The organism is Asticcacaulis benevestitus DSM 16100 = ATCC BAA-896, from assembly GCF_000376105.1.
Taxonomy (GTDB): domain Bacteria; phylum Pseudomonadota; class Alphaproteobacteria; order Caulobacterales; family Caulobacteraceae; genus Asticcacaulis; species Asticcacaulis benevestitus.
The window spans coordinates 98,388-121,457 of sequence record NZ_AQWM01000002.1 but is presented as its reverse complement, the minus strand read 5'-3'; the positions used below and the strand labels follow the sequence as shown (position 1 = coordinate 121,457).

Here is a 23,070-nt window from a genome sequence, read left to right as displayed (position 1 = left end):
ATATAGCATGAGCGCTATGAACACACTTCGCAACGATAATGCGCAAGGCTCCGGTACGCAGCCCAAAATCCTGCTGGTCGATGATCGCTGGGAAAACCTGTTGGCCACCGAAGCCCTGCTGAAGCCGCTCGGCGCCTCCATCATTACCGCCGATTCTGGTGAAAAAGCCCTCAATCTGGTACTGGAGAACGATTTCGCCATCGTCCTGCTCGATGTCCAGATGCCGATCATGGACGGTTTCGAAACCGCCCGCCTGATGAAGACGCGCCCCAATATGCGCAATGTGCCGATCATCTTCATCACCGCCATCAGCAAGGAAGATCACTTCGCCACCGAAGCGGCCGAGATCGGCGCGGTCGATTATATCTTCAAACCGATCAATTCGGATATCCTCAAGAGCAAGGTGAAGGTCTACCTCGACCTGTACACGCAGCGGGAGCAGATTCTGCAACTGAACGCCACTCTGCGTCAGTCGAATGAGGAGCTTGAACGCTTCGCCTATGTCTGCTCGCACGATATGCAGGAACCGGTGCGGATGATGAACATCTATGCCGGTTTTCTGGCCGAGGATGCGCTTTCGCAACTCGACGAGGACAGCCAGCGCCACATCGGCTATATCCGCGAAAACGCCGTGCGCATGCAAAAGATGATCCGCGATATCCTCAGTTTCTCGCGCATCGGCCGTGAGGCCATCGTGCTGGAAACCATCGACAGCCAGCAGGTCTTTTCAGAGGTGATGCAGGGCTTTGAGGACATCGTGGCGCAAAAGCAGGCCGTGGTGACGGCCGAAGGTCTGCCAGTCGTCCGCACAAGCCCGACCCTATTGCGCGTGCTGCTGCAAAACCTGCTCTGCAATGCGATGAAATTCCAGGACGGCAGCCGCACGCCGGTGATCACGGTTTCGGCCAGCCGTGAAGGCAGCGGTCGCAACGCCATGTGGCGCTTCGATGTCAGCGATAATGGCATCGGCATTGATCCGGTGTTTTACGAGCGCATCTTCCAGATTTTCCAGCGCCTGCACAGTTTCGATGACTATACCGGCACCGGAATCGGGCTTTCGACCTGCCGCAAGTTCGTCCGGCTATGTGGCGGCGATATCACCGTGCGTTCAACGCCGGGCGTGGGCAGCGTGTTCAGCTTCACCCTGCCGGACAAGGCATAGGCATGGGAGAGGCCTTGGAAATTCTGTTGGTGGAAGACAATCTGGGCGATGTCGAGATGACGAAACGCGCCTTGCGGACGGCCAGCACGCCCTGTCGGGTTGAAGTGGCCAGCAATGGACGCCAGGCGCTCGATTGTCTGCATAAGGCCGGCCGCTACGAAGGCGCGGTGACGCCGCAACTGATCCTGCTCGATATCAATATGCCGTTGATGGACGGCAAGGCCTTTCTAGATCATGTCAAGGTCTCGAACGATTTCAAGGCTATTCCGGTCGTGATGTTCACCAGCTCGGAATCAGCGCGAGATGTCCGTGATTGTTATGAGCGCCATGCCAATGGCTATGTGGTGAAGCCGTTCGACGGCCAGGCCTATGCCGCGGCCGTGCGTGGGGTGATCGATTTTTGGGGCAGTTTATCGACGCTTCCCCAATAGGCTCTGAAGTTTGTCCGGCGTCGCCTCATTGAATCTTTATCCATAAGCCGCGATGCTGTCTCAAAAATGCGCACATCCGGAGTCTGTCATGAAACCGAACCGCCTGATCTTCCCGCTTCTTCTGGCTTCCGGCGCCGTGCTGGCGCTCACGGCCTGCGCCAGCCTGACCGCTGGGCCGGTTGGCAACGCCTCGGTGCCACAGCCCGCGAAACCGGTTGATATCGAGCAGTATAGCGGCCTGTGGTATGAAATCGGGCGTTACGAGAACCGTTTTGAGAAGGACTGCGAGGGCGTCACTGCCGAGTATCGTGCTCGTCCGGATGGTCTGATCGACGTCATCAATTCCTGCCACAAGGGCGGCCTTTCGGGACCGGTCAAGGTGGCCGAAGGTAAGGCCAAGGTCTTGCCGGGCAGCGATAACGCCAAGCTCAAGGTATCGTTCTTTGGTCCGCTTTACGGCGATTACTGGGTGCTTGACCGCGCCGACGACTATAGCTGGGCCATTGTCGGCGAGCCGTCAGGCCGTTACCTGTGGCTGCTCAGCCGTGTCGCCCAGCCGCACGAGATGGTGCGCAACACGATCGAGGCGCGCACCCGCCAGATGGGCTATGACTGGGGCCGTGTGCGGATGACGAAGCATTAATTATCGCTCAAACGCCTCGAAGCTCCTCGCATAAGCTCGGGCGGCGGTTGCCCTTGCCAAAGCACAAATGCTTTGGAGATGTCTTAAATCCCGTCGCCGCCATAGATCGGGTTGTGGATGCCGCACTCGACCTTTTCGGTGCCGGCCCAGCGGCCTGAGCGTGCGTCTTCGCCGGCGGCCACCGGTTTGGTGCAGGTGAAGCAGCCGATCGACGGGAAACCCTGATCGACCAACGGATGCGCAGGCAGGTCGTGATTGACGAAATAGGCCTCGACATCGGCCGCGGTCCAGGTGGCCAGTGGATTGACCTTGAAATGCTTGCCGCCGAATTCGACGATGGGCAGGCTGGTGCGCGTGGCGCTCTGATGGCGTTTGCGGCCGGAAATCCAGGCGCCAAAGCCTTCCATGAAGCGATTAAGCGGGCGGACTTTACGCAGATCACAGCACTGATTGGGCTGGGTGCGCCACAGGGTGTTCTTGTCATCCTCCACGGCCGCTTCCGCCGGGTCGGCCTTGAGGTTGACGAGGTTTGTCAGGCCGAGCCTGGCCACCAGTTCATCGCGGTACTGGATCGTCTGGAAGAAGTGACGGTCGGTATCGAGGAAGATGACCGGCAGGTTGGGCTCGATTTGCGAAACCATGTGCAGCAGCACGGCGGAATCGGCGCCAAACGACGACGACAGGGTGATGTCGCCGATGAATTGCTCGGTGATCGCCTTGCGCAGGATGTCCTGTGCCGTCAGGTGTTCCCAGACATCACTGAGCGCCTCGGCACGCAAGGCGCCGAGCGTCCTCTTCTGGTCTTTAAGTATGTCGATCAAAATCGTCATAGCGGGAGGTCCTTAGCTCTCGACTGTGTGCCGTAGAGCCCATACGGGACGGTTGGTATCCGCCGCCCCTTGATAAAATACGCTAAAACGCGATTTGGCGGCCGCGATGGCCTGCACCGGGTCTTTGTCCTTGACCAGAAACTCGCTGAAACCACAGCGCAGCATCAGGAAAAGCTGGTCGCGCAGCACATCGCCGACGGCACGGATGGCGCCGGTATAGCCTTCTTCGCGCAGGATACGGGCGGTCGAGTAGCCGCGGCCATCACGATAGCCGGGGAAGCTGACCTCGATCAGGGTGATCTTCTCGATGAAGGGCAGCAAAAGCCGCACATCATCGCCCGGATTGACGCGGATGCCGTAATGACCATTGAGGCCATCAAGCTCCTTGAGGGCGCGGTCGAAACCGAGCACATAGGGGCCGTCGACGCCTGTGGTCTCTTCGTCGGCCAGCAGGGTCCAGCCATCAGGGATGATCTCGCCGTCCGTGGTGACCAGTTGCGGGGTGTGCGATGAGTTAAGCAGGCTCATGGAGCGCCTCCGCGAAGGTGTTGCGGCCGAGGCGTTCCACGGCGTCGATGAAGCGCTCGGAATCACTCGTGCGCAGTTGAAGGTAGAGCTGAACCACGCGCTCGATGGCGGCGGGCACGGCTTCGGCCGGCAAGCCCTTGCCGGTGATGACGCCGAGCGCGGCGTTTTCATCAGCGCGGCCGCCGAGCAGGATCTGGTAAAATTCGATCCCCTGCTTGTCGACGCCCAGAATGCCGATATGGCCGACATGGTGGTGACCGCAGGCATTGATGCAGCCGGAAATCTTGATCTGCAGATCGCCGATCTTATCGGTCAGGTTGGCATCGGCGAAGCGTTGCGAAATGTCCTGAGCCAGCGGAATGGAGCGCGCATTGGCCAGTGAGCAATAGTCGAGACCCGGGCAGGCTATCATGTCGGTGATCTTGCCGCCGTTGGCCGTACTCAGATTGGCCGCGTCGAGGCGGGTATAGAGCGCGTAAAGATCGGCCTTGGGCACATGCGGCAGGATGACGTTCTGCTCGTGGCTGACGCGCAGTTCGCTATAGGCATATTGTTCGGCCACATCGGCCATCACGTCCATCTGCGCCGAGGAAGCGTCGCCCGGCGGCAGGCCGACCGGCTTGAGCGAAATGGTCACTGACACATGGTCGTCGCGCTTGTGAGCGAGCGTGTTGTTCTTGACCCAGCGGGCGAAGGCCTTATCGGCGGTCTGGGCGCGTTCATAGGCTACGCGATCAAATTTCGCGTCCTTGAAGTCCGGGTCGGGGAAGAAGCTCCGGATACGGACGATCTCGGCGGCTGGCGCATCGATAGCGGCCTTGTCGAGCGACTCCCACTCTTCCTCAACCTGACGGGCGTATTCATCGGGGCCAAGGGCAGCGACCAGAATCTTGATGCGCGCCTTGTAGCTGTTATCGCGGCGGCCATAGCGGTTATAGACGCGCAGGCAGGCTTCGAGATAGCTCAGAAGTTGCTCGCCTTTGAGGCCCGTCTTGATGCGATGACCCAGCGAAGGCGTGCGGCCAAGACCCCCGCCGACATAGAGATCGAAACCTTCCGGCTTGGCGTGCAGGCCGATATCGTGGACGCGCACGGCGGCGCGGTCGCGGTCGGCGCCGGTGATGGCGATCTTGAACTTCCGCGGCAGGAAGGTGAATTCCGGGTGGTTCGATGACCACTGACGGATCAGTTCGGCCCACGGACGCGGGTCTTCGTGCTCATCCCTGGCGGCGCCGGCGAACTGGTCAGTTGTGGTGTTGCGGATGCAGTTGCCCGAGGTTTGCAGGGCGTGCATCTCCACCTCAGCCAGTTCTTCGAGGATCTTCGGCGTATCGGCCAGCTTGATCCAGTTGAACTGCAAATTCTGCCGCGTGGTGAAGTGGCCAAAATCGCGGTCATAGGTGCGGGCGATGTGCGCGAGTTTGCGCACCTGCTTCGACGACAGCACGCCATAGGGCACGGCGATACGCAGCATGTAGGCGTGCAGTTGCAGATAAAGGCCGTTCATCAGGCGCAGCGGCTTGAACTGGTCTTCGCTCAGTTCGCCCGAGAGGCGGCGCGCCACCTGATCGGCGAATTCAGCGTTCCGATCGCGGACGAAGGCGTGGTCGAAGGAATCGTAAACGTACATGACCTAGTACTCCTGGAAGATATCGGCGCGGCCGTGCAGACGGGCGATTTCGTCGGCGGTCTGGCCGATGGTCGGGCCGTTGGCGCGGACAAATTCGCGCACATGTTCGCGCTGCACCGGTGCATCGGCGGCGCTGAGCGGAATAAGATAGGCGCCGACCACCTCGGTTTCGCGCGCCTTCCATTCGGTCAGCAGCGCTTCGGCGGCGTCATCATCGAGACGCGCGGCCTGGGCGGCGTCCTCGCTCCAGCCTGCGGCGGAAAACCACAGGGTCAGGCCATCGGTCAGGCGATTGGCGGTTAGTAATTTCATGCGTTCAGTCTCACGGCTTCTTCAACGACGCCGGCTATGGCGTTTTGATCCTTATAGAGGGCGGCTACCTCGCCGATGATGACGAGGGTAGGGCCTTTAGGCGGGTTGGCTGCGACGGTATCCGCCAGTGTGCTTAAAGACACGAGCGTGCGGCGTTCATTAGGACGGGTGCCATTCTCGATGATCAGGGCCGGCGTATCGGGCATCCGACCATGCGCCATGAGTTTCTCAGAAAGGATCTTCGATGTGGCGACGCCCATATAGACGACCAGCGTGTGATGCGGGGCGGACAGCGCCGACCAGTCGAGCAGCAGCGGGTTGTTGTCCGGATCGCCGTCTTTCGCGTGGCCGGTAATGAAGGTAACGCTCTGGGCGTGGTCACGGTGCGTTAGGGGCACGGCCGCCGAGGCCGCGCAGCCCAGTGCTGCCGTGACGCCCGGCGTGATATGGACCTCGATGCCGGCGGCGCGCAGGGCCTCGACCTCTTCGCCGCCACGGCCGAACACGAACGGATCGCCGCCCTTGAGGCGCACAACGCGCTTGCCAAGGCGCGCTTGCTCGACCAGCAGTTCGTGAATCTGTTCCTGCGGCACACTGTGATTGGAGCGCGCCTTGCCGACATAAAAACGATCGGCGTCGCGGCGGGCCAGATCCATGACGCCGTCGCCGACAAGGCGGTCATAGACGATGACATCGGCTTCACTCAGCAGGCGCAGGGCTTTCAGCGTCAGGAGTTCGGGATCGCCGGGGCCGGCGCCGACCAGATGCACAACGCCGGTGCGCGGGACATTGACAAGAGCAAGCGCCAGTTCAACGGCCTCATCGATCTTGCCGGTGCGCGCCAGTTCGGCGGCGGGTGATTGCAGCACATTTTCCCACACGCGACGGCGATCATCCGTGTTCGGAAGAAGCTCGCGCAAGCGCGGCGACAGGGCGGTGGCGAAGGCGGCGACCTCGGTTTCCGATGGCGGTACGGCGGCCTCGATCTTGCGTCGCGTTTCACGCGCCAGAACCGGCGCTGTGCCGCCGGTGGCGACGCCGATGCTCAAGGTGCCGCGGTCGATGATGGCGGGGACGTGGAAATCGCTGAGATCGGGGAAATCTACCACATTCAGTGGTGCGCGCGAGGTACGGGCCAGGGCCGCGCCCTTTTCCGCCATAGCCCGATCCTCGAAGGCGACGATGATCAGGGCCGCCTCGGCCAGCTCCGAGGCTTCCGGCCAGCGCGCATGCGCGTCTGCCAGATCGGCCAGCGGCGCGAAAACAGTGATCTTGGCAGGGGTGCGGTTCAGCAGGGTGAGCTTGCGGATCGCCCACGCGCCAGCGCCGATCAGGACGACCTGACGGTTTTCCAGCGGCCATGACAGGGGCAAAGCGAGCATCGCGACAACACCAAAAGAGGGAGCATACAACATGATCCCCTTTACCAGGCTTCTATGTAAGGTTTTGTGGCGCCAAATTAAAGCGATGGTTTGTCGCCTGAGGGTTTAGGGCGGCTAAAGGCTCGCTATTCTGTGAGAATGACCTTAACAAGTAAGACAACCCGTCGCATAGGCCAAAGCCTGTCAGCATGATAGAGTGTGGGCATGAGCTCAGAACACGCTATCGCCGCCCGCCAGAAAATCCGCCAAGACGCCGCCGCCATCGGTGTGGATGAAGCCTTTATTTCGAAGCTAGTCGACGAATTTTATGCGCGCGTGCGCGTACATCCGCAACTGGGGTCGGTGTTTAACGGCGCGGTCGATGACTGGCCCGATCACTTGGCCAAACTCAAGTCATTCTGGGAATCCGTGGCACTGAACGCCGGTGTCTATTCCGGTCGGCCGATGCAGGCGCACATGAAGGTCTCGACCATCGAGCCGGCGCATTTCGGTGAATGGCTGTATCTGTTCGAGCAGACCCTGCGCGATATCGCGCCTTCCGAGGCGGCGGTGGAATATTTCATGATCCGCGCTAGCCGGATCGGCGAGAGCCTGAAGCTCGGCCTGTTCTTCAGGCCATAGGATTTATTGTCACACCATGCCCCTCCCCGGGAGTGGCCAAATGGTGCTGAGTGGCTGAGTAAAGAAAAAGCGCCCGTGACCGGAGCCACAGACGCTTCTTCTAACCCTTCACGCAAACAACCTGCTTAAGAGTATGCACGATCTCGACGTGATCGGCCTGAGCCTTCATTACCGCGTCGATATCCTTGTAGGCGGCCGGCGTCTCATCGACCACCTCGGAATCCTTCCGGCACTCCACGCCGGCCGTGGCCAGGGCGTGGTCTTCCAGCGTGAACCGCCGCTTGGCTTCCGACCGTGACATCGCCCGGCCTGCGCCGTGTGAACACGAACACAGGGCCTCGGCTGCCGCCTGGCCATCGATTCCGCGCACGATGAACGACTTGGCGCCCATCGAGCCCGGAATGATGCCCAGCGTTTCCGGCGTGATCCGCACGGCACCCTTCCGGGTTACCAGCACGTCCGAACCGAAATGCCGCTCATGCGCCACGTAATTATGGTGACAATTGACGGCTTCGCAGTCGCTGGTGAAGCGCTTCGGTACCGATGCCGACAAAGCCGCAAGGGCCGCTGTCATCATCAGTTCCCGGTTGGCCCGTGCGAACCTCTGCGCCCACGACACCGCACCCATATAGTCGCCGAACAGGTCGGAACCTTCCGGCAAATAGGCGAGGTCTTCGTCGGGCAGGCTGATATACCACCGCTTCATTTCGTGCTTGGCGCGTTCGATGAAGTACGAACCGATCCGGTTGCCGATCCCCCTCGAACCGGAGTGCAGCATGATCCAGACGGCGTCGTTTTCGTCGAGGCAAACCTCGACGAAGTGGTTGCCGGTACCGAGCGTCCCCAGATGATTATGTGCCCGTGATGCCGATTGCGAAATCTTCGGATGCTTGTCCACGATCTTTTGCAGTTCGCCACTCAAACCCTTGAAGACCTCGGTTTGGGCTTCCGGCACTTCACCCCACGCACCCCGGTCGTTGCGCCCGCCATTGTCCGTCCGCCCGTGCGGAATCCGCTGCTCGATCGCTGTCCGCAGGCCCGACAGATTGTCAGGCAGATCAGACGCATTGAGAGTGGTACGGATGGCCATCATGCCGCAGCCGAGATCGACCCCAACCGCCGCCGGAATGATCGCGCCCTTGGTCGGGATGACCGAACCAATGGTGGCGCCCATGCCCCAGTGAACATCCGGCATGATGGCGACGTGCTTATGGATAAACGGCATGGCGGCGATATTATCGAGCTGCTTGCGCGCCTGATCCTCAACCGCCACACCGTCAATCCATGCCTTGATTAGGCCACCTCTGGCCCCTTGAAAGACTTGCATGTCTTTCTCCTTTCTTAGTTGATTATCCCGGATTTAACGCGCTCAAGCCGCGATGCGGTAGGGCAACGAAGCATGAGAAAAGCCCTTTTGACCGGGTCAAAAGGGCTGCACAAAAGCTAAAGATCGGGTGATCCTAGTCTTTCATCCTACAGCCCTGTCCACGGTCGCTCCAATTGCGGAGTGCTTGTGGGCGTAGCGCAGCCGCAAAGGTGCCGACCTCTTTCGAGGATGGCATCTGGTTCGGCTGGATGTGGCTATACGCTTGGGTCATGCGGGCTTCATCTGCCTGTTTTATACACGGGTCAAGCGGTGAAGGTTTCAAATGTGACGAGTGTGGCTTTGCGGTATCAGGTGCATAATGCACCTAAAAATAGGTGTGGCCTGTCTTGATGCCGCGGTGATAATCGAGCCGGCGGTAAAAGGCTTCCGGGTCTTTCGGCTTCACCACCCATGACGGATCGTGGTTGAGCAGGTCATAGAGCCGCGTCAGGGTAAAGCGCACCGCCGAGCCACGCGCGAACAAAGGCAGGGCGTTGACCTCGGCTTCGGACAGCGGCCGCGTGGCATGATAGGCCTTGATAAAGGCCGAGATCATCTGCGGCATGGGCTGGCCGCCCGGCGTAAAGCCCCAGGCATTGAGCGAGACCGCCAGATCATAGGCGTAGGCGTCGGTGCAGGCGTAATAATAGTCGATCACGCCGGTGACCTTGCCGTCATCGCTCATCAGTACATTGTCGGTGAAATAATCAGCATGGATGGCGCCCACAGGTAAGCCTGATGGCCAGTGGGTTTGCAGAAACCCCAGTTCTTCGCGGAATTCGGCAAGGATATCCTGGGCGCGCAGTGAGCCCGCCGCCCTCGGTTCGCAGCGCGCGATCAGGCCCGGCCACGCCGCCAGACCCATCGAATTTTCGCGTATCTGGGGGAAATCGCCGCCGATCAGATGCAGCTTCGCCAGATATTCGCCGGCGGATGTGGCGTGGCGCGTATCGGGATTGCGCGGCCAGCGACCGGGCAGCCATTTGATGAGGGCGCAACTCTTGCCATTGATGCGGCCAAGGCTTTGACCATCGCGCTTGAGCGCCGGCCCCGGCGCCGGATAGCCCTTGCGGTCGAGATAGAGGGTGTAGTCCATGAACCACGGCAGGCCGTCTTCCGGCGTCGCGGCCTCGAAAAGCGTGAGCGCGTAAAGACCAGACGTGGCTTCGACCTTGAAATTGGTGTTGGAGACACCTTCCTCGATACCTTCGAGATGCAGCACCTCGCCGATATCATAATCAGCGAGATAGGCACGGGCGTCCTCCAGCGAAACCTGCGTAAAGACAGCCATAAACCTCGTAACCCCTGTTATGCCTCAACGGTGCGAAGGCCGATGAACCCCATTCGTCATCATTTGGCAAGTCCAAATGGTTGCAAGACCATCCGCAAGCGGCAATTTGCGAATTGATCGCAAATTTACTTGCTCCCCTGGCACAGAATGACTAAATCGCTGGCTTAGAATCCATCGCTTGGGTTAGCGGGGCTGATCTGTTAGCTAGCCGCATCCCGGAAAAGGAATCCGCATATGGCCAAGACTGTACCTTCCGTTGTCGATCTCATCGGCGATACCCCTCTGATCCGCCTGAAGGCGGCCAGCGAGGCGACCGGCTGCGAGATCTACGGCAAGGCGGAATTCCTTAACCCCGGCCAGTCGATCAAGGATCGCGCCGCGCTGTGGATCATCCGCGCCGCCGAGGCCGACGGCTCGCTGAAGCCGGGCGGCACCATTGTGGAAGGCACAGCCGGCAATACCGGCATCGGCCTGGCCATGGTCGCCAAGGCCCTGGGCTACAAGGCCAAGATCGTCATTCCGCGCACACAGGCGCAGGAGAAAAAGGACGCGATCCGGGCTTTCGGCGCCGAGTTGATCGAGGTCGACGCCCTGCCTTACGCCAATCCCGGCAACTATGTCCGCTATTCCGGCACCCTGGCGCAAGAGCTGCGCGATGCCGGCGAAAGCGTCATATGGGCCAACCAGTTCGACAACACCGCCAACCGGCAGGCCCATATCGACGCCACCGGCCCGGAAATCTGGGCGCAGACCGATGGCAAGATCGACGCCTTTATCTGCGCCGTCGGTTCGGGCGGTACGCTCGGGGGCTTAAGCCTCTATTTCAAGCAAAAGAACCCGGACATCCAGATCGGTCTGGCCGATCCGTTTGGCGCGGCGCTTTACAGCTATTACACCACGGGCGAGCTGAAATCCGAAGGCACCTCGATCACTGAAGGTATCGGTCAGGGCCGCATCACCGCCAATCTCGAAGGGATCACCGTTGATCGCTCGTATCAGGTGGCGGATTCGGAATGGCTGCCGGTGCTCTATGATCTGATCGAAAACGAAGGCCTGTGCCTTGGCACCTCGGCCGCGCTCAATATCGTCGGCGCCATGAAGATGGCCCGGGACTTAGGGCCGGGTAAGACCATCGTCACCATGCTGTGCGACTATGGCAACCGCTATGCCTCGAAGATCTTCAATCCGCCCTTCCTGCGTGAAAAAGGCCTGCCTGTCCCGCCATGGATGGCGGCGGACTAGTGGCCTGTTCCCTAAATATCCATGGCGGCGAAAACCGGCGGTTCGGTCTGCGCGCTCGGCGCGCCGTCGATGCGACTGGCCTCGCCACGCAGCCACTCCATGAAGCGCAGTTGCGCCGGGGTGGGTTCGCGCGTTTGCGGCCAGACCAGATAGTAGCCGTATTCCAGCGGCTTGTCCTTTTCGTCAAACAGGATCATCAGCCGGCCGGCCTTCAGATCGGCCTCGGCGATGGTGCGCTTGGCCAGGGCCACGCCGCGACCGGCAACCGCCCCCTCGATCACCATACTCGACTGGTTGAAACGCGGGCCGCGCGACGCATCGACGCCTTCAACGCCATGCGCCTTGAGCCACATCGGCCAGTCCGGGCAGCTCGGATCGGTTTCGGCACCGACATCGTGCAGCAGGACGTGGTGCGCCAGATCGGCCGGTTTTTTGATGGGCGCGGCCTCGAACAGCAAGGGCGAGCACACTGGCACGACGGCCTCGGCCAGCAGATGCTCGACATGCAGCCCGTTGTAGTGGCCATTGCCGTAACGGACGGCCAGATCGATATCGGACACGGCGAAATCGACCGGCGCCATGTCAGCACTCACCCAGACGTCGATATCTTCATTAGCGGCGCTAAAGTCATAAAGGCGCGGCATCAGCCACTTGGCAGCGAAGCTGGGCGCGGCGGAAACGGTGACGCGGCCCTTCTGGTTGCCCTGTTTCATCAGGCGCGTGGCCTCGAACATCTTCTCGAAGGCTTCTTTCAAAATCTGCGCCGAGGCCTTACCGGCTTCGGAAAGCACAACGCGGCGGCCATCGCGCACAAACAGTTCAACGCCAACGTGCTCTTCCAGAAGGCGAATTTGCTGCGACACCGCGCCGGGCGTCACAAACAGCTCTTCGGCGGCCTGTTTGAAACTCTCATGGCGGGCGGCGGCTTCAAAAACCCGAAGCGCCGACAGCGGCGGCAAGCGATCACGCGACATCTACAAATCCCCGACTTGGCTACATAGCCTCAGTTGCCCTTAACCAGACGCCCCTTTATAGCGTCTTTCAGTTTAAAAAAACTATTTCGATCCAAAAAATCGAAAAGCACTGGAGAAAAAAATGACCGAAGCCAATCCGCTTCATCACATCGATGCGCTGGAAGCCGGCGAAACCTGGACCACCGACGTGGTCGTCATCGGCGCCGGCCCGGTCGGGCTGTTCAGCGTTTTTGAACTGGGCCTGCTCGATATCAAGTGCCATCTGATCGATATTCTCGACAAGGTGGGCGGCCAGTGCGCCGAGCTGTATCCGGAAAAGCCGATCTATGACATTCCCGCCTGGCCGATCATCTCCGGCGACGACCTGACCAAGCGTCTGCTGGAGCAGATCCATCCCTTCGGCGCCAAGTATCACCTCGGCGAAATGGCCGTGGCCGTGCGCAAGATCGAGGACGGCGAGCATGAAGGCCTTTGGGAAGTGACGACCGACCAGCAGACCGTGGTGCGCGCCAAGTCGATCGTCATCGCAGCCGGCGGCGGTTCGTTCCAGCCCAAGAAGCCGCCGATCCCCGGCATTGATGGCTTTGAAAACCTCGGCGCCGGCCTTGGCGTCCATTATGCCGTGCGCAAGATGGAAGCCTTCCGCGACAAGGAAATCGTCATTTCCGGCGGCGGCGATTCCGCGCTCGACTGGGTGCTGAATCTGCAACCGATCGCCAAGCGCGTGACGCTCATCCACCGCCGCGACGACTTCCGCGCCGCACCGCACTCTGTCGCCAAGATGCGCGAACTGGTCGCTGCCGGGGAGATGAATCTCGTCATCGCCCAGGCCACGGCGCTTAAGGGCGAAACCGGCCACTTCCTGGAATCGGTCGCCATCGAAGACAGCGACGGCAATGCCTCTCATCTGAAAGCCGACGCCTTCCTGCCCTTCTTCGGCCTGACCATGAAACTGGGTCCGGTGGCGGAATTCGGCCTGAACCTGCATGAAAACCTGATCCCGGTCGACACCGAGAAGTTCGAGACCTCGACCAAGGGCATCTTCGCCATCGGCGATATCAACCACTATCCGGGCAAGCTGAAGCTGATCCTGTCGGGCTTCCACGAGGCGGCGCTTATGGCGCAACAGGCTTTCCGCTATGTCTATCCGGACAAGAAGCTGCGCTTCCAGTACACGACATCGTCGTCGGAACTGCAAAAGAAGATGGGTGTCAAATAGCGGGGCCATGCCCCCCGCCTGCCTATGCTTTCAGCGCCTCATTATCCGCGGATAAAGAGGCGCTTTTGCGTTCGCCCTACAAGCCGCCTGGCACCAATTGACCGCCGCCGGGGAGCGGCAGGGTCTGGCCGTTCAGCGCCGGATTGCGATACTTGTCATAGCTCAGCGTGTGGCCCTGGCTGTCGATCTGGGCCGGATCACCCGTCAGCTTGCCAACCGCGGCATCGGCGGTCAGCGTCCAGCGACTGGACGCGTCGAGCGCGACATCGGTGTTGCGCGTGGTCTTGCCGGTCAGATGGGAATTTTCGCTCAGGTTTACCGCGATATGGCTAATGGCGTCGGTGACGAAATCGCCGGTCAGCATCTGATGGCTGACCGTCAGGGTGGCGTCGCCGCCATTGCGTCCCAGCTCACCCCACTGGTCCGCTGCCGCCTTCAAAATGACGCCGCTGGCTGTGGTCAGCTCGACCTCATCCAGTTTAATCTGTGTACGGATGTTTGTGACGTAAAAGCCGGCGCGCCGGCCACTAAGATGCCCGCCCGTGAAGGTCAGAGCGGCGGTATGATCCTCCGGTGGCCCCATCATCTCCATGGCGGGGCGCATCCCCGCCTTCGCGTCTCTGGGGCGTTCGCCGGCTGGAGGTTCTCCGCCGCCAGGACGACGACCACCTCGATCCATACCACCTTGAGGGCCTGAAAGCGGCACGCCGTCATCCTGTGGCGCCTCATAGATCATCACGCCATAACCATCGCCGGAAAGGCCGCTGTCGATAAAGCTGGCACGGTGCTGGCCATCGATGACCAGCCCATCGGCGCGTCCGGCCCTGGCGGAAATGCGTTCGACTTCCAGATCGCCGGATAGCGAAATGACAGGCGACAAAGGCCCTTCGGTGACAAACTGGCTGTCGCTGATCCGCACAGGCTGGCCGCGCCCCATGACCGAAAGCGCCGTGGCATGATCGGATACTGTGGCGACGGAAATCTTACTGGCCACAAGGCTGGCGCCGGGCCGGACCTCAAGCCCGTAGGCGCCGGTGCCTTGCGTCGCCAGGGCCACACCCTCCAGCTTGAGCGCGGAGCCTTCGCCGCTGACATAGGCGGCGGTGGCCCCTTGTCCGAGCGTGGCGATATGGCCGCCGGTCATCAGCACCTGGGCGCCGCTGTCGATCAGCAGAGCCGAATTCATGCCATAGGCGCGTGTATCTGCCACCAGCGAGGCCGTGCCGGTGGTGGCGATATCAACGCTGTCGAGCATGATCTGCGCGCCGCGCAGGGCATAGAGGCCGGACACGTCGGGCTTGTCAGACGGAATGTTCTGGTGACTGAGGGTTCTCGCCACGCCAGCGAGGGTCAGCACGCCCTTGAGGCGTTGCGATACGGCGATAACGGCCGGCGCCGGACGGGTATCGACCGGGGCGCTGGCGGGCTTGCCCCTGCCGCCGCCGCGCGGCGGGCCTCCGCCCATGCCGCCCATATTGCCGCCCCCCATGCCCCCGCCTCCCATACCTTGCGAAAAGGCGGGAGTGGTCAGCACGAGGCTTAGCCCTGTCAGCAGGAAAAATCGGGTAGCGCGCATGGAGAAGCCCTCGGTTGAAGCGAGGGGCTTAGCAAGCGAAAGGGGCAAGATTTTGCAGCCTTTGTATCCGATCTGACGTAAAACGGGAGTAGGTGGCATATGTAAAACCGTTACGCATCACAGGACTTAGACATGATCGACAGGCGACATACGCTTTTGGTCGGTTTGGCGATGTGCTTTCCTGGCGTGGTTTATGCCAGCGATGTTATCCATATTCCGTTGAGATTTACCGAGGTCGGTAAGCCCTTGATCGATGTGATGATCAACCGAGAAGGGCCGTACAGCTTCTTGATAGATACCGGGGCCTCCAGCAGCGGCGTCCGTGACGAGCTCGCCCAGACCCTGAAATTGCCTGTTATCCGGAAATTGAACACCAACGGTCTGGGCGGCCAGGTTCTGCCCCTTACGCTCTATTCCGCGCATGAAATCGTTTATGGCACGAATCTGCGCCAGGCGAATGTCGCCCTTACCGGCTTTCCGAATTTCGGCGTTAGGGATGGGCGAATGGGTATTCTGCCGGCGGGGTTTCTGACGACACTGCCGTCGCAACTCGATTATGAGGCGAAGGAGCTTCGTCTTTATCGCGGCGCATGGCACGACCTCCACGATTTCACGCCGGTCAAGTCTTACCTGAGTGCCGAAAATCCGGGGGAGTCGCAGAAAATTTATCTGACCGTTGTGATAGACGGTGTCCCGCTGAAGGTATTGCTGGATACCGGGAGCAGTGATGAGCTATTGCTATTTCCGCGCGTAGTGAAATCAAAGGGGCTGTGGGACCGGTTTGCGGTTTATCGTGATCTCAAGCGGCGCGGCGTCACAGGGGCGACAACCGCGACGCGCTTGGTCACCATGCCTAACTTCGCCATTGGCGACATAAAACTGGACAGCCTGCCTGTCATGCTGATGGACCCGGCGGGCCATGACGGTGATTTTAACGTCGACGGCATATTGGGGACGCGATTCCTCAGCCAGTACACCCTGGCTGTTAATGGCAGCAAGGGGATCGCCCTGAAAGCCAATAGCCATTTTGTCGCGCCGGTCGTCGGTGACTAAAGCGCGTAAAAACTAAATCTAGGCTTGAAACGCCTTGACCACCTCAAGCGCCGCGAACTCATCGTTGCGAATCGAGGTGATGGTTTCCTTGCTGCCGTAAAGCGCGCGGATGGCTTCGGGCACCTCCGGCTGGAAGCCGAGCGCCGAGGCGACGAAATCGGGGAACTTGGCCGGATGGGCGGTGGCCAGGGCGATCTGCGGCTGCGATTGTCCCATGCCGCGCTTGAGCGCTGCGGCCACGGCTACGGCGGTATGCGGGCAGATCACCTTGTTCCATTTTTTGTAGCCGTAGGCGATGGTCGCTTTTGTCTCGCCTTCGGAAATCGTGCTGGCGCTCACCTGAGCGTTCAGCGCGCCTTGCAGGTCGGGGGAGAGGAAGACCTTGCCGGTGGCGTTGAAAGTATCGAACAGGCCCTTGACGCCCTCAGCATGGCGGCCGGAGGCCTCGAACACCAGACGCTCGAAATTGGATGGCGCCTGCACATCCATCGAGACAGACGCGGTTTCGACCGCCTGATGGCGAACATAGTGGCCGGTATTGATCGCCTGAGCGAGGGCGTCGTTGCGGTTAACCGCGGCGTGGATATGGCCGACATTACCGCCGATCTTGCGCCCCACCCAGCCGGCGAAGGCGTCGCCGAAATTGCCGGTCGGCACCACGAATTCGGGATGATCGGCGCCGGAAGCGGCCGCGGCGGCGAGATAATATGGCACCTGACCGAGCAGACGCCCCCAGTTGATCGAATTGACGGAGGAGACGAGGCCGTTCTGCTTCAGGCTTTCTTCGCCGAGCAGGCGCTTGACCATGCGCTGACAGTCGTCGAAATCGCCTTCGACGCCGATATTGAGCACATTGTCGGCCTCGACCGTGGTCATTTGCAGGCGCTGCACGGGCGAGACGCGGCCGAGCGGATGGAAGACGACAAGGCGGACGTGTTCGGAACCGGCGAAGGCGCGCACGGCGGCAGCACCCGTATCACCCGATGTGGCGGTGACGAGGGTCAGTGTTTCGCCATTCTGCGCCAGGGCGGCGTCGGTCAGCGGCGCGATCATCTGCATCGCCATATCCTTGAAGGCGAGCGTCGGGCCGTGGAACAGCTCCAGAATCCACAGATTGTCCTCGACCTGAACCAGCGGCACCTGGCCGGCCTCATTGAGGAAGGCGGCCTTGGTGCGGGCGGCGGCTTTTTTCACCGCCTCAGCCCCCAGCACATCGACGCCAAACAGGGTCAGCAGTTTTTCGGTCAGATCGCCGTAATCGCCGGCGGAAGCGGCGGCGAGGTCAAAATCAGGGGTCGGATAGGTTTCAGGCACATAAAGGCCGCCATCGGGCGCCAGGCCATCGAGCAGGGCGCCAGCAAAGGTACGGGGTTCGCGGAAGCCGCGGGTGCCTATATAGTTCATTTTGTTACCAATTTTGCCAAATGACGTAATGGCTTGCGCTTGTGCCCGCATTGCCGTTATGAAGCGCGCGAGTTATCATTTAAAGTCACTCAAATAAAGGCCTTCATGTCATCTGACGCCACAAAAACGCTTCCTGATGTTCTGGTGTCCGCCAGACGCATCACCATCAAGGTCGGCTCGGCCCTGATCGTCGATGCGGCGTCAGGTGTGGCCGATGCGGCGTGGATGCGCGGGCTGGCCGAAGATATCGCGGCCTTGATGGCTGAGGGCAAGTCGGTGCTTCTGGTGTCATCCGGTGCCGGCGCTTTGGGTCGTCGCTATCTGGGCCTAAATCGTGGCTTGCCGCGCAAGAAGCTGAAACTTGATGAAAAACAGGCCGCCGCCGCTGCCGGTCAGCCGCGCCTTATGAGCGCGTGGGAAGAGGCCTTTCAGGCGGTAGGGCTCAAGACAGCTCAGGTTTTGCTGACGCGCGAGGATACCGAGAAGCGCCGCCGCTGGCTCAATGCGCGCGCCACGATCGAGACCCTGTTTGATCTCGGTTGCGTGCCCATCGTCAATGAAAACGACACGGTGGTGACCGAGGAAATCCGTTATGGCGACAATGACCGGCTGGCGGCGCGTGCTGCGCAACTGGTGCGTTCGGAAGCGCTGATCCTGCTGTCCGATGTCGATGGTCTGTATACGGACGATCCGCGTCGCAATACGGCTGCCGAACATATTTCGGTGGTTGAAAAACTGGATGCAGGCATCGAGGCGATGGCCGGTGGCGCCAATGCGCAGGCGGGGGTCGGCACCGGTGGCATGGCCACCAAAATCGCCGCCGCCAAGATTGCCGGTTCGGCCGGCTGCGCCACCCTGATCGCGTCGGGGCAGGTGGTCAGGCCCCTGTCGGCGCTTGGCCATGGTGCGAAATTCACCCTGATCCGGCCGCAGGCGTCCTTGAGCGCGGCCTATAAGGCGTGGATCGCCGGCACGGTGGTGCCCGCCGGCAAGCTGATGCTCGATGAGGGCGCGGTGCGGGCGCTGCATAACGGCAAGAGCCTGCTGCCGTCAGGTATTGTCGAGGTCACCGGCCAGTTCGACAAGGGTGACAGCGTGTCGATTATCTCACCGGCGGGACTGGAAGTGGCGCGCGGCATCGTCACCTATTCCGCCGAGGCTATCCGTGCCATTCGTGGGCGGGGCAGTAAAGACATCGAGAGTATTTTAGGCTATACATCTGGCGATGAAGTCATCCATCGGGATGATATGGCGCTGGTATGATAGGTCTATTATGACGTATCCCTACTTATTGATTTTAGTCTGGATAGTTATTTCAGCGCTGACAATTGCGTTCGTGGCGAAACGCATCGCTTGGGTCATTGTCGCGGCTTTTGTGTTAGTGCCTGCTATTTTAGTTTGGCGCGAAGTCGCCTCCGAGGCTACTAAGCTGGCCGCTGAGGGTAGAATTTACCCACTCGGTGATACGGCATCATTTTACATGATTGCGCAAGTTATTGCCCTTTCCCTTGCATTTATTATAGGGCGGGCTCTACGCGGATACAGAATGAGACCACGGCCTAAATAATCTTGATGACTTCGGGCAGCAGTATAATTTCCCATGAAACGGTCGTAATTTGTTCCGTTTGCGCTATATAGCCCTTGAAGACCAAGGAGCCTCCCGATGGACGACCAAAGCCGCCTTTCGCTGACCGACCTGATGACCGACATGGCCCGCAAGGCCAAGGTCGGCGCGGAAGCTTTGCGTCTGGCCGGACCAGAGGTGCGCACCAAGGCCATTCTGGAAGCCGCCAAATCTATCCGCCAGCGCGAAGCCCAAATCCTCGCCGCCAATCTTGAAGACCAGAAGTTCGCCCGCGACAAGGGCCTGACCGAAGCCATGATCGAGCGCCTGATCCTCAATCCGGCGCGGGTCGAGGCCATGGCCAAAGGGATGGAAGAGGTCGCGGCGCTGGCCGATCCGGTCGGGCGCGAACTGGCGCGCTGGACGCGGCCCAATGGTCTCGATATCGCTCGCGTATCCACCCCCATCGGCGTCATCGCCATCATCTATGAGAGCCGCCCCAATGTGACGGCCGACGCCGCCGCCCTGTGCATCCGCTCATCGAACGCGGCCATCCTGCGCACCGGATCGGAAGCGCTCAATTCGGCGCTGGCCATCTATGCCGCTTTCGAAGATGGTTTCCGCGCAGCCGGCCTACCCGAAAGTTGCGTGCAACTGGTGCCGACCTCCGACCGTGATGCCGTCGGCCTGATCCTCGGCGGTCTCGACAAGACGATCAATCTGATCATTCCGCGTGGTGGCAAGTCGCTGGTGGCGCGGGTGCAGGCCGAGGCGCGCGCGCCGGTTCTGGCCCACCTCGAAGGCCTCAACCACACCTATATCCACGCCGACGCCGATGCGGAAAAAGCCGTTGCGGTGACGCTGAACGCCAAGATGCGTCGCGTCTCGGTGTGTGGCGCGACCGAAACCCTGCTGATCGATGCCGCCGTGGCGCCCGATCTGCTGCCGAAAATCGCCACCGCGCTAGAAGCCGCCGGTTGCGAACTGCGCGGCGATGAAGCGTCACAAAAGCTTCATCCGATGAAGGCGGCCACCGAAGAGGACTGGCGGACGGAATATTCGCTCGCCATCATTTCGACCAAAGTGGTCGATGATATCCAGGCGGCCATTGATCATATCCGCACCTACGGTTCGGGTCACACCGAAGCGATCATCACCGAAAACGCTGAAGCGGCCGAGACCTTCCTCAATGCGGTCGATTCCGCCATCGTCATCTGGAACGCCTCGACGCAATATGCCGATGGCGGCGAGTTCGGCTTTGGCGCTGAAATCGGCATTTCCACCGATCGCCTGCACGCGCGCGGCCCGGTTGGCGTCGATCAACTCACCACGTTCAAATATGTCGTGCGCGGCGATGGCCAGACGCGGCCTTGAGCCCCTTTAACCTGCCCTTTACACCGCGTCACCAAACTGTCGTCAAAGCGCTATAAACACGGCGTTCTTTTGTAGTATGGGTTGAGCGGGCTTTTTTCAGCAGGTTTCATGGATAATCGCAGATCGGTTTGGCATATCATCCCCGCGGGATCGGTGATCGGCGTTGGCGTCCTGATCGCCATGTCGTTCTATGCGCCTTTGCATCCGTTCCTGATCTTCGTGGCGCTGCTGATTGTCGCCTACACCATGTTCAAATATCTGGTGCTTTTGGGTGATGCCGAGGAAAAGATCCGCGCGCTGAAGGCGCCGGAAAAGCAGGTCAAGGTGCAGCCGGAGGGGCCGAGTTTCCAGGAGGTGCTGCGCGCCGTGCCTGATCCGGTCATGATCGTGTCCGGTCATGAGCCGGATGATATCGCCGCCCGCCGCGTGATCTTCGCCAATGCAGCAGCGCAACGTATCTTTCATATCGCCGATCGCGGCGGCCCGCTGGTGAGTGCTATCCGGGTGCCGGAAGTGCTGGAATGCGTCGATGAAGCTCTCTTCGGTGGCATCAGCGGCTCGGTCGATTTTGAAATGAGCGGTGGTGCGCGTGATCAGTTCTGGCGCGCTTTTTCGGCGCCCTTGCCGATGGAAAACAAGCACGACATGGCGCAGCGTCTGGCCTTGCTGGTTCTGCGCGATGAAACGGATTCACGCCGCATGGAGCGGATGCGCGCCGACTTCCTGGCCAATGCCTCGCACGAACTGCGCACGCCGCTGGCCTCGATCACCGGCTTTATCGAAACCCTGCGCGGACCGGCGCGTGACGATGAAAAGGCGCGTGACAAGTTCCTCAGCATCATGGGCGCTCAGGCCGACCGCATGGGCCGGCTGATCGCGGACCTGCTGTCTCTGTCACGCATCGAGATGAGCGAGCACGTGCCGCCATCGGGTGAGACCGACCTGCCGCTGGCTGTGCGCGATGTCGTTGACAGCCTGACCGTGATTGCTCAGCAGAAGAATGTGAAGCTGCGCATCGAAGGGCCGAAGCCTGGCCTTTATCCCATTATCGGCGACCGTGATCAGATCCTGCAGGTGGTGCAGAATCTGGTCGATAATGCGCTCAAATACGCGCCGCAAAATTCCGAGGTCAGTATCGAGATCTGCCTCGATGTCACCCTGCCGCAGGCGGTGGCGCTTTCGGATGGCAAGGCGGCCAAGCTGGTGCTGCTGCGCCCGGATCGCAACGTCCACGACTACTACGCCCGCATCACCGTGCGGGACAACGGCCCTGGCATCAAGCGCGAATTCCTGCCGCGTCTGGCCGAACGCTTCTATCGCGTCGAGGGTCAAAAGAGCGGCGATCGTCTGGGCACCGGCCTTGGCCTCGCCATCGTCAAGCACATCATCAACCGTCACCGTGGCGGGCTGGTGGTGGAAAGCCAGGGGCCGGTCTCTGCCAGCGACGATGATATTCTGGAACGCGACGGCAAGGTGACCGCCCTGCCGCAGATCGCGCCGCAGACCTTCACCGCCTTTAGCGCCTATTTCCCGCAGAGCCGCGCCTTCGGAACGGCGGAGACGCCTCGCCTTGTCGTCGATGCGGCGGCGTCGCTGAAGGACGCCGGATAGCCGATTCCAGGCTTTTTCAAGCGTCTATTATAAAACTGTCACAAAATACGCCTAATGGGGCTATAGATTTTGGTAATACAGGTGCGGGATACTTGTCAGCAGGCCCGCTTCGTCAGCTATCAAAATCAGGGAATTTCAAAGGTGCCGATCAAGATGAACAACCACATCGTAAAAACCTACGGCGACGAACTCGACCAGCTTTCGGCCGAAGTCGTGCTCATGGGCGGTCTGGCCGAAGCGCAGGTTGCCGACGCGGTTGACGCCGTGGCGCGCCGCGATGTGGCCCTGGCGCAAAGCGTCGTCGCACGCGACCACAAGCTTGATGAACTGGAAAAGGATATCGAGCGCAAGTGCATCCGCCTGATCGCGCTGCGTCAGCCGATGGCCGAAGATCTGCGCAAGACCGTGGCCGCCATGAAGCTGGCGACCGCTCTTGAGCGCACCGGCGATCTGGCCAAGAATATCGCCAAGCGCGCCATCGTGATCTCGGAAGCCGAGCCGATGACGCCGCTCACCCGCTCGATCGAGCGCATGGGCAAGCTGGTGTCGTCGCGCCTGCGTGACGTGCTGGACGCCTATAAGGGCGGCAAGGTCGAACTGGCGCAGAGCGTCTGGGCCTCCGATACCGAGGTCGACGAACACTACAACGCCCTTTTCCGCGAACTGCTCACCTACATGATGGGTGATCCGCGCACCATCTCGGCCTGTACGCACCTTCTGTTCATGGCCAAGAACCTTGAGCGCATCGGTGACTACGCCACCAACATGGCCGAGCATATTCATTTTGAGCTGACGGGCGAAGACTATGTCGAGAGCCGCCCGAAGGCCAATACCCTCAGTAACCTGGAATAGATTTT

21 protein-coding genes are annotated in these 23,070 nt (G+C 60.6%); 11 read left to right on the top strand and 10 right to left on the bottom strand.

Annotated elements, in window-relative coordinates; genetic code table 11:
• Positions 1-7: 7 nt before the first annotated feature.
• The 3 genes from B060_RS0103990 to B060_RS0103980 all read left to right on the top strand — a co-directional run bounded on the left by B060_RS0103990 (position 8) and on the right by B060_RS0103980 (position 2,236).
• On the top strand, positions 8-1,162 hold the full coding sequence (locus tag B060_RS0103990) for a sensor histidine kinase (RefSeq protein ID WP_031220317.1): 1,155 nt from the start codon (positions 8-10) through the stop codon (positions 1,160-1,162).
• Positions 1,163-1,176: 14 nt separating this feature from the next.
• Positions 1,177-1,593, top strand: coding sequence for a response regulator (locus tag B060_RS0103985; protein ID WP_236621562.1), 417 nt, complete (start codon positions 1,177-1,179; stop codon positions 1,591-1,593).
• A gap of 88 nt (positions 1,594-1,681) precedes the next feature.
• Entirely contained in the window at positions 1,682-2,236 is a 555-nt protein-coding gene (locus B060_RS0103980) for a lipocalin family protein (protein WP_018080460.1), read from the top strand.
• 83 nt (positions 2,237-2,319) lie between these two features.
• On the opposite strand, the gene B060_RS0103975 is transcribed toward B060_RS0103980, so the two are convergent.
• From B060_RS0103975 to cysG, 5 genes are read right to left on the bottom strand one after another with little or no spacing between them, the layout of a single operon-like run.
• Positions 2,320-3,066, bottom strand: a complete 747-nt coding sequence (locus B060_RS0103975) for a phosphoadenylyl-sulfate reductase (protein ID WP_018080459.1) — start codon at positions 3,064-3,066, stop codon at positions 2,320-2,322.
• A gap of 12 nt (positions 3,067-3,078) precedes the next feature.
• Entirely contained in the window at positions 3,079-3,594 is a 516-nt protein-coding gene (locus B060_RS0103970) for a DUF934 domain-containing protein (protein WP_018080458.1), read from the bottom strand.
• Entirely contained in the window at positions 3,581-5,224 is a 1,644-nt protein-coding gene (locus B060_RS0103965; RefSeq protein WP_018080457.1) for a nitrite/sulfite reductase, read from the bottom strand. The genes B060_RS0103970 and B060_RS0103965 overlap by 14 nt, the downstream gene beginning before the upstream one ends.
• Before the next feature lie 3 nt (positions 5,225-5,227).
• Positions 5,228-5,536 (bottom strand): DUF2849 domain-containing protein, encoded by a 309-nt coding sequence (locus B060_RS23840; protein WP_018080456.1) that lies wholly within the window; start codon positions 5,534-5,536, stop codon positions 5,228-5,230.
• Positions 5,533-6,918: a siroheme synthase CysG gene (gene cysG, locus B060_RS0103955; protein ID WP_035422991.1), complete on the bottom strand. Its 1,386-nt coding sequence runs from the start codon at positions 6,916-6,918 to the stop codon at positions 5,533-5,535. The genes B060_RS23840 and cysG overlap by 4 nt, the downstream gene beginning before the upstream one ends.
• A 204-nt stretch (positions 6,919-7,122) precedes the next feature.
• Here cysG and B060_RS0103950 point away from each other — a divergent pair, with 204 nt between their 5' ends.
• Positions 7,123-7,539, top strand: a complete 417-nt coding sequence (locus B060_RS0103950) for a group III truncated hemoglobin (protein ID WP_018080454.1) — start codon at positions 7,123-7,125, stop codon at positions 7,537-7,539.
• A 100-nt stretch (positions 7,540-7,639) separates the two neighbouring features.
• On the opposite strand, the gene B060_RS0103945 is transcribed toward B060_RS0103950, so the two are convergent.
• Both B060_RS0103945 and thrB read right to left on the bottom strand, forming a co-directional pair.
• A complete protein-coding gene (locus tag B060_RS0103945; RefSeq protein ID WP_018080453.1) occupies positions 7,640-8,866 on the bottom strand; it encodes an RtcB family protein in 1,227 nt (408 codons plus the stop codon).
• A gap of 364 nt (positions 8,867-9,230) precedes the next feature.
• Positions 9,231-10,196 (bottom strand): homoserine kinase, encoded by a 966-nt coding sequence (thrB, locus tag B060_RS0103940; protein WP_018080452.1) that lies wholly within the window; start codon positions 10,194-10,196, stop codon positions 9,231-9,233.
• A gap of 234 nt (positions 10,197-10,430) precedes the next feature.
• Between thrB and B060_RS0103935 the strand changes: the two genes are divergently transcribed.
• Positions 10,431-11,438, top strand: a complete 1,008-nt coding sequence (locus B060_RS0103935) for a cysteine synthase A (protein ID WP_018080451.1) — start codon at positions 10,431-10,433, stop codon at positions 11,436-11,438.
• A gap of 11 nt (positions 11,439-11,449) precedes the next feature.
• Here B060_RS0103935 and gcvA read toward each other — a convergent pair whose 3' ends face one another.
• Entirely contained in the window at positions 11,450-12,412 is a 963-nt protein-coding gene (gcvA, locus tag B060_RS0103930; RefSeq protein ID WP_018080450.1) for a transcriptional regulator GcvA, read from the bottom strand.
• 121 nt (positions 12,413-12,533) lie between these two features.
• Here gcvA and B060_RS0103925 point away from each other — a divergent pair, with 121 nt between their 5' ends.
• Positions 12,534-13,631: an NAD(P)/FAD-dependent oxidoreductase gene (locus B060_RS0103925; RefSeq protein ID WP_018080449.1), complete on the top strand. Its 1,098-nt coding sequence runs from the start codon at positions 12,534-12,536 to the stop codon at positions 13,629-13,631.
• A gap of 76 nt (positions 13,632-13,707) precedes the next feature.
• Here the strand turns inward: B060_RS0103925 and B060_RS27705 are convergent, their stop codons facing one another.
• Positions 13,708-15,207, bottom strand: coding sequence for a hypothetical protein (locus B060_RS27705; protein WP_211210474.1), 1,500 nt, complete (start codon positions 15,205-15,207; stop codon positions 13,708-13,710).
• A gap of 156 nt (positions 15,208-15,363) precedes the next feature.
• Here B060_RS27705 and B060_RS0103915 point away from each other — a divergent pair, with 156 nt between their 5' ends.
• A complete protein-coding gene (locus tag B060_RS0103915) occupies positions 15,364-16,260 on the top strand; it encodes an aspartyl protease family protein (RefSeq protein ID WP_162149135.1) in 897 nt (298 codons plus the stop codon).
• Positions 16,261-16,278: 18 nt separating this feature from the next.
• Here the strand turns inward: B060_RS0103915 and thrC are convergent, their stop codons facing one another.
• Complete coding sequence (thrC, locus tag B060_RS0103910; RefSeq protein ID WP_018080446.1) at positions 16,279-17,664, bottom strand: threonine synthase; 1,386 nt, start codon at positions 17,662-17,664, stop codon at positions 16,279-16,281.
• Between the two features lie 105 nt (positions 17,665-17,769).
• On the opposite strand from thrC, the gene proB reads away from it, so the two are divergent.
• The 4 genes from proB (at position 17,770) to phoU (ending at position 23,065) form a co-directional block, all read left to right on the top strand.
• On the top strand, positions 17,770-18,927 hold the full coding sequence (proB, locus tag B060_RS0103905; RefSeq protein WP_018080445.1) for a glutamate 5-kinase: 1,158 nt from the start codon (positions 17,770-17,772) through the stop codon (positions 18,925-18,927).
• Between the two features lie 400 nt (positions 18,928-19,327).
• Positions 19,328-20,602, top strand: coding sequence for a glutamate-5-semialdehyde dehydrogenase (locus tag B060_RS0103895; protein ID WP_018080443.1), 1,275 nt, complete (start codon positions 19,328-19,330; stop codon positions 20,600-20,602).
• Between the two features lie 108 nt (positions 20,603-20,710).
• Complete coding sequence (locus B060_RS0103890; RefSeq protein ID WP_018080442.1) at positions 20,711-22,213, top strand: sensor histidine kinase; 1,503 nt, start codon at positions 20,711-20,713, stop codon at positions 22,211-22,213.
• Between the two features lie 153 nt (positions 22,214-22,366).
• A complete protein-coding gene (gene phoU, locus B060_RS0103885; protein WP_026172581.1) occupies positions 22,367-23,065 on the top strand; it encodes a phosphate signaling complex protein PhoU in 699 nt (232 codons plus the stop codon).
• Positions 23,066-23,070 lie beyond the last annotated feature (5 nt).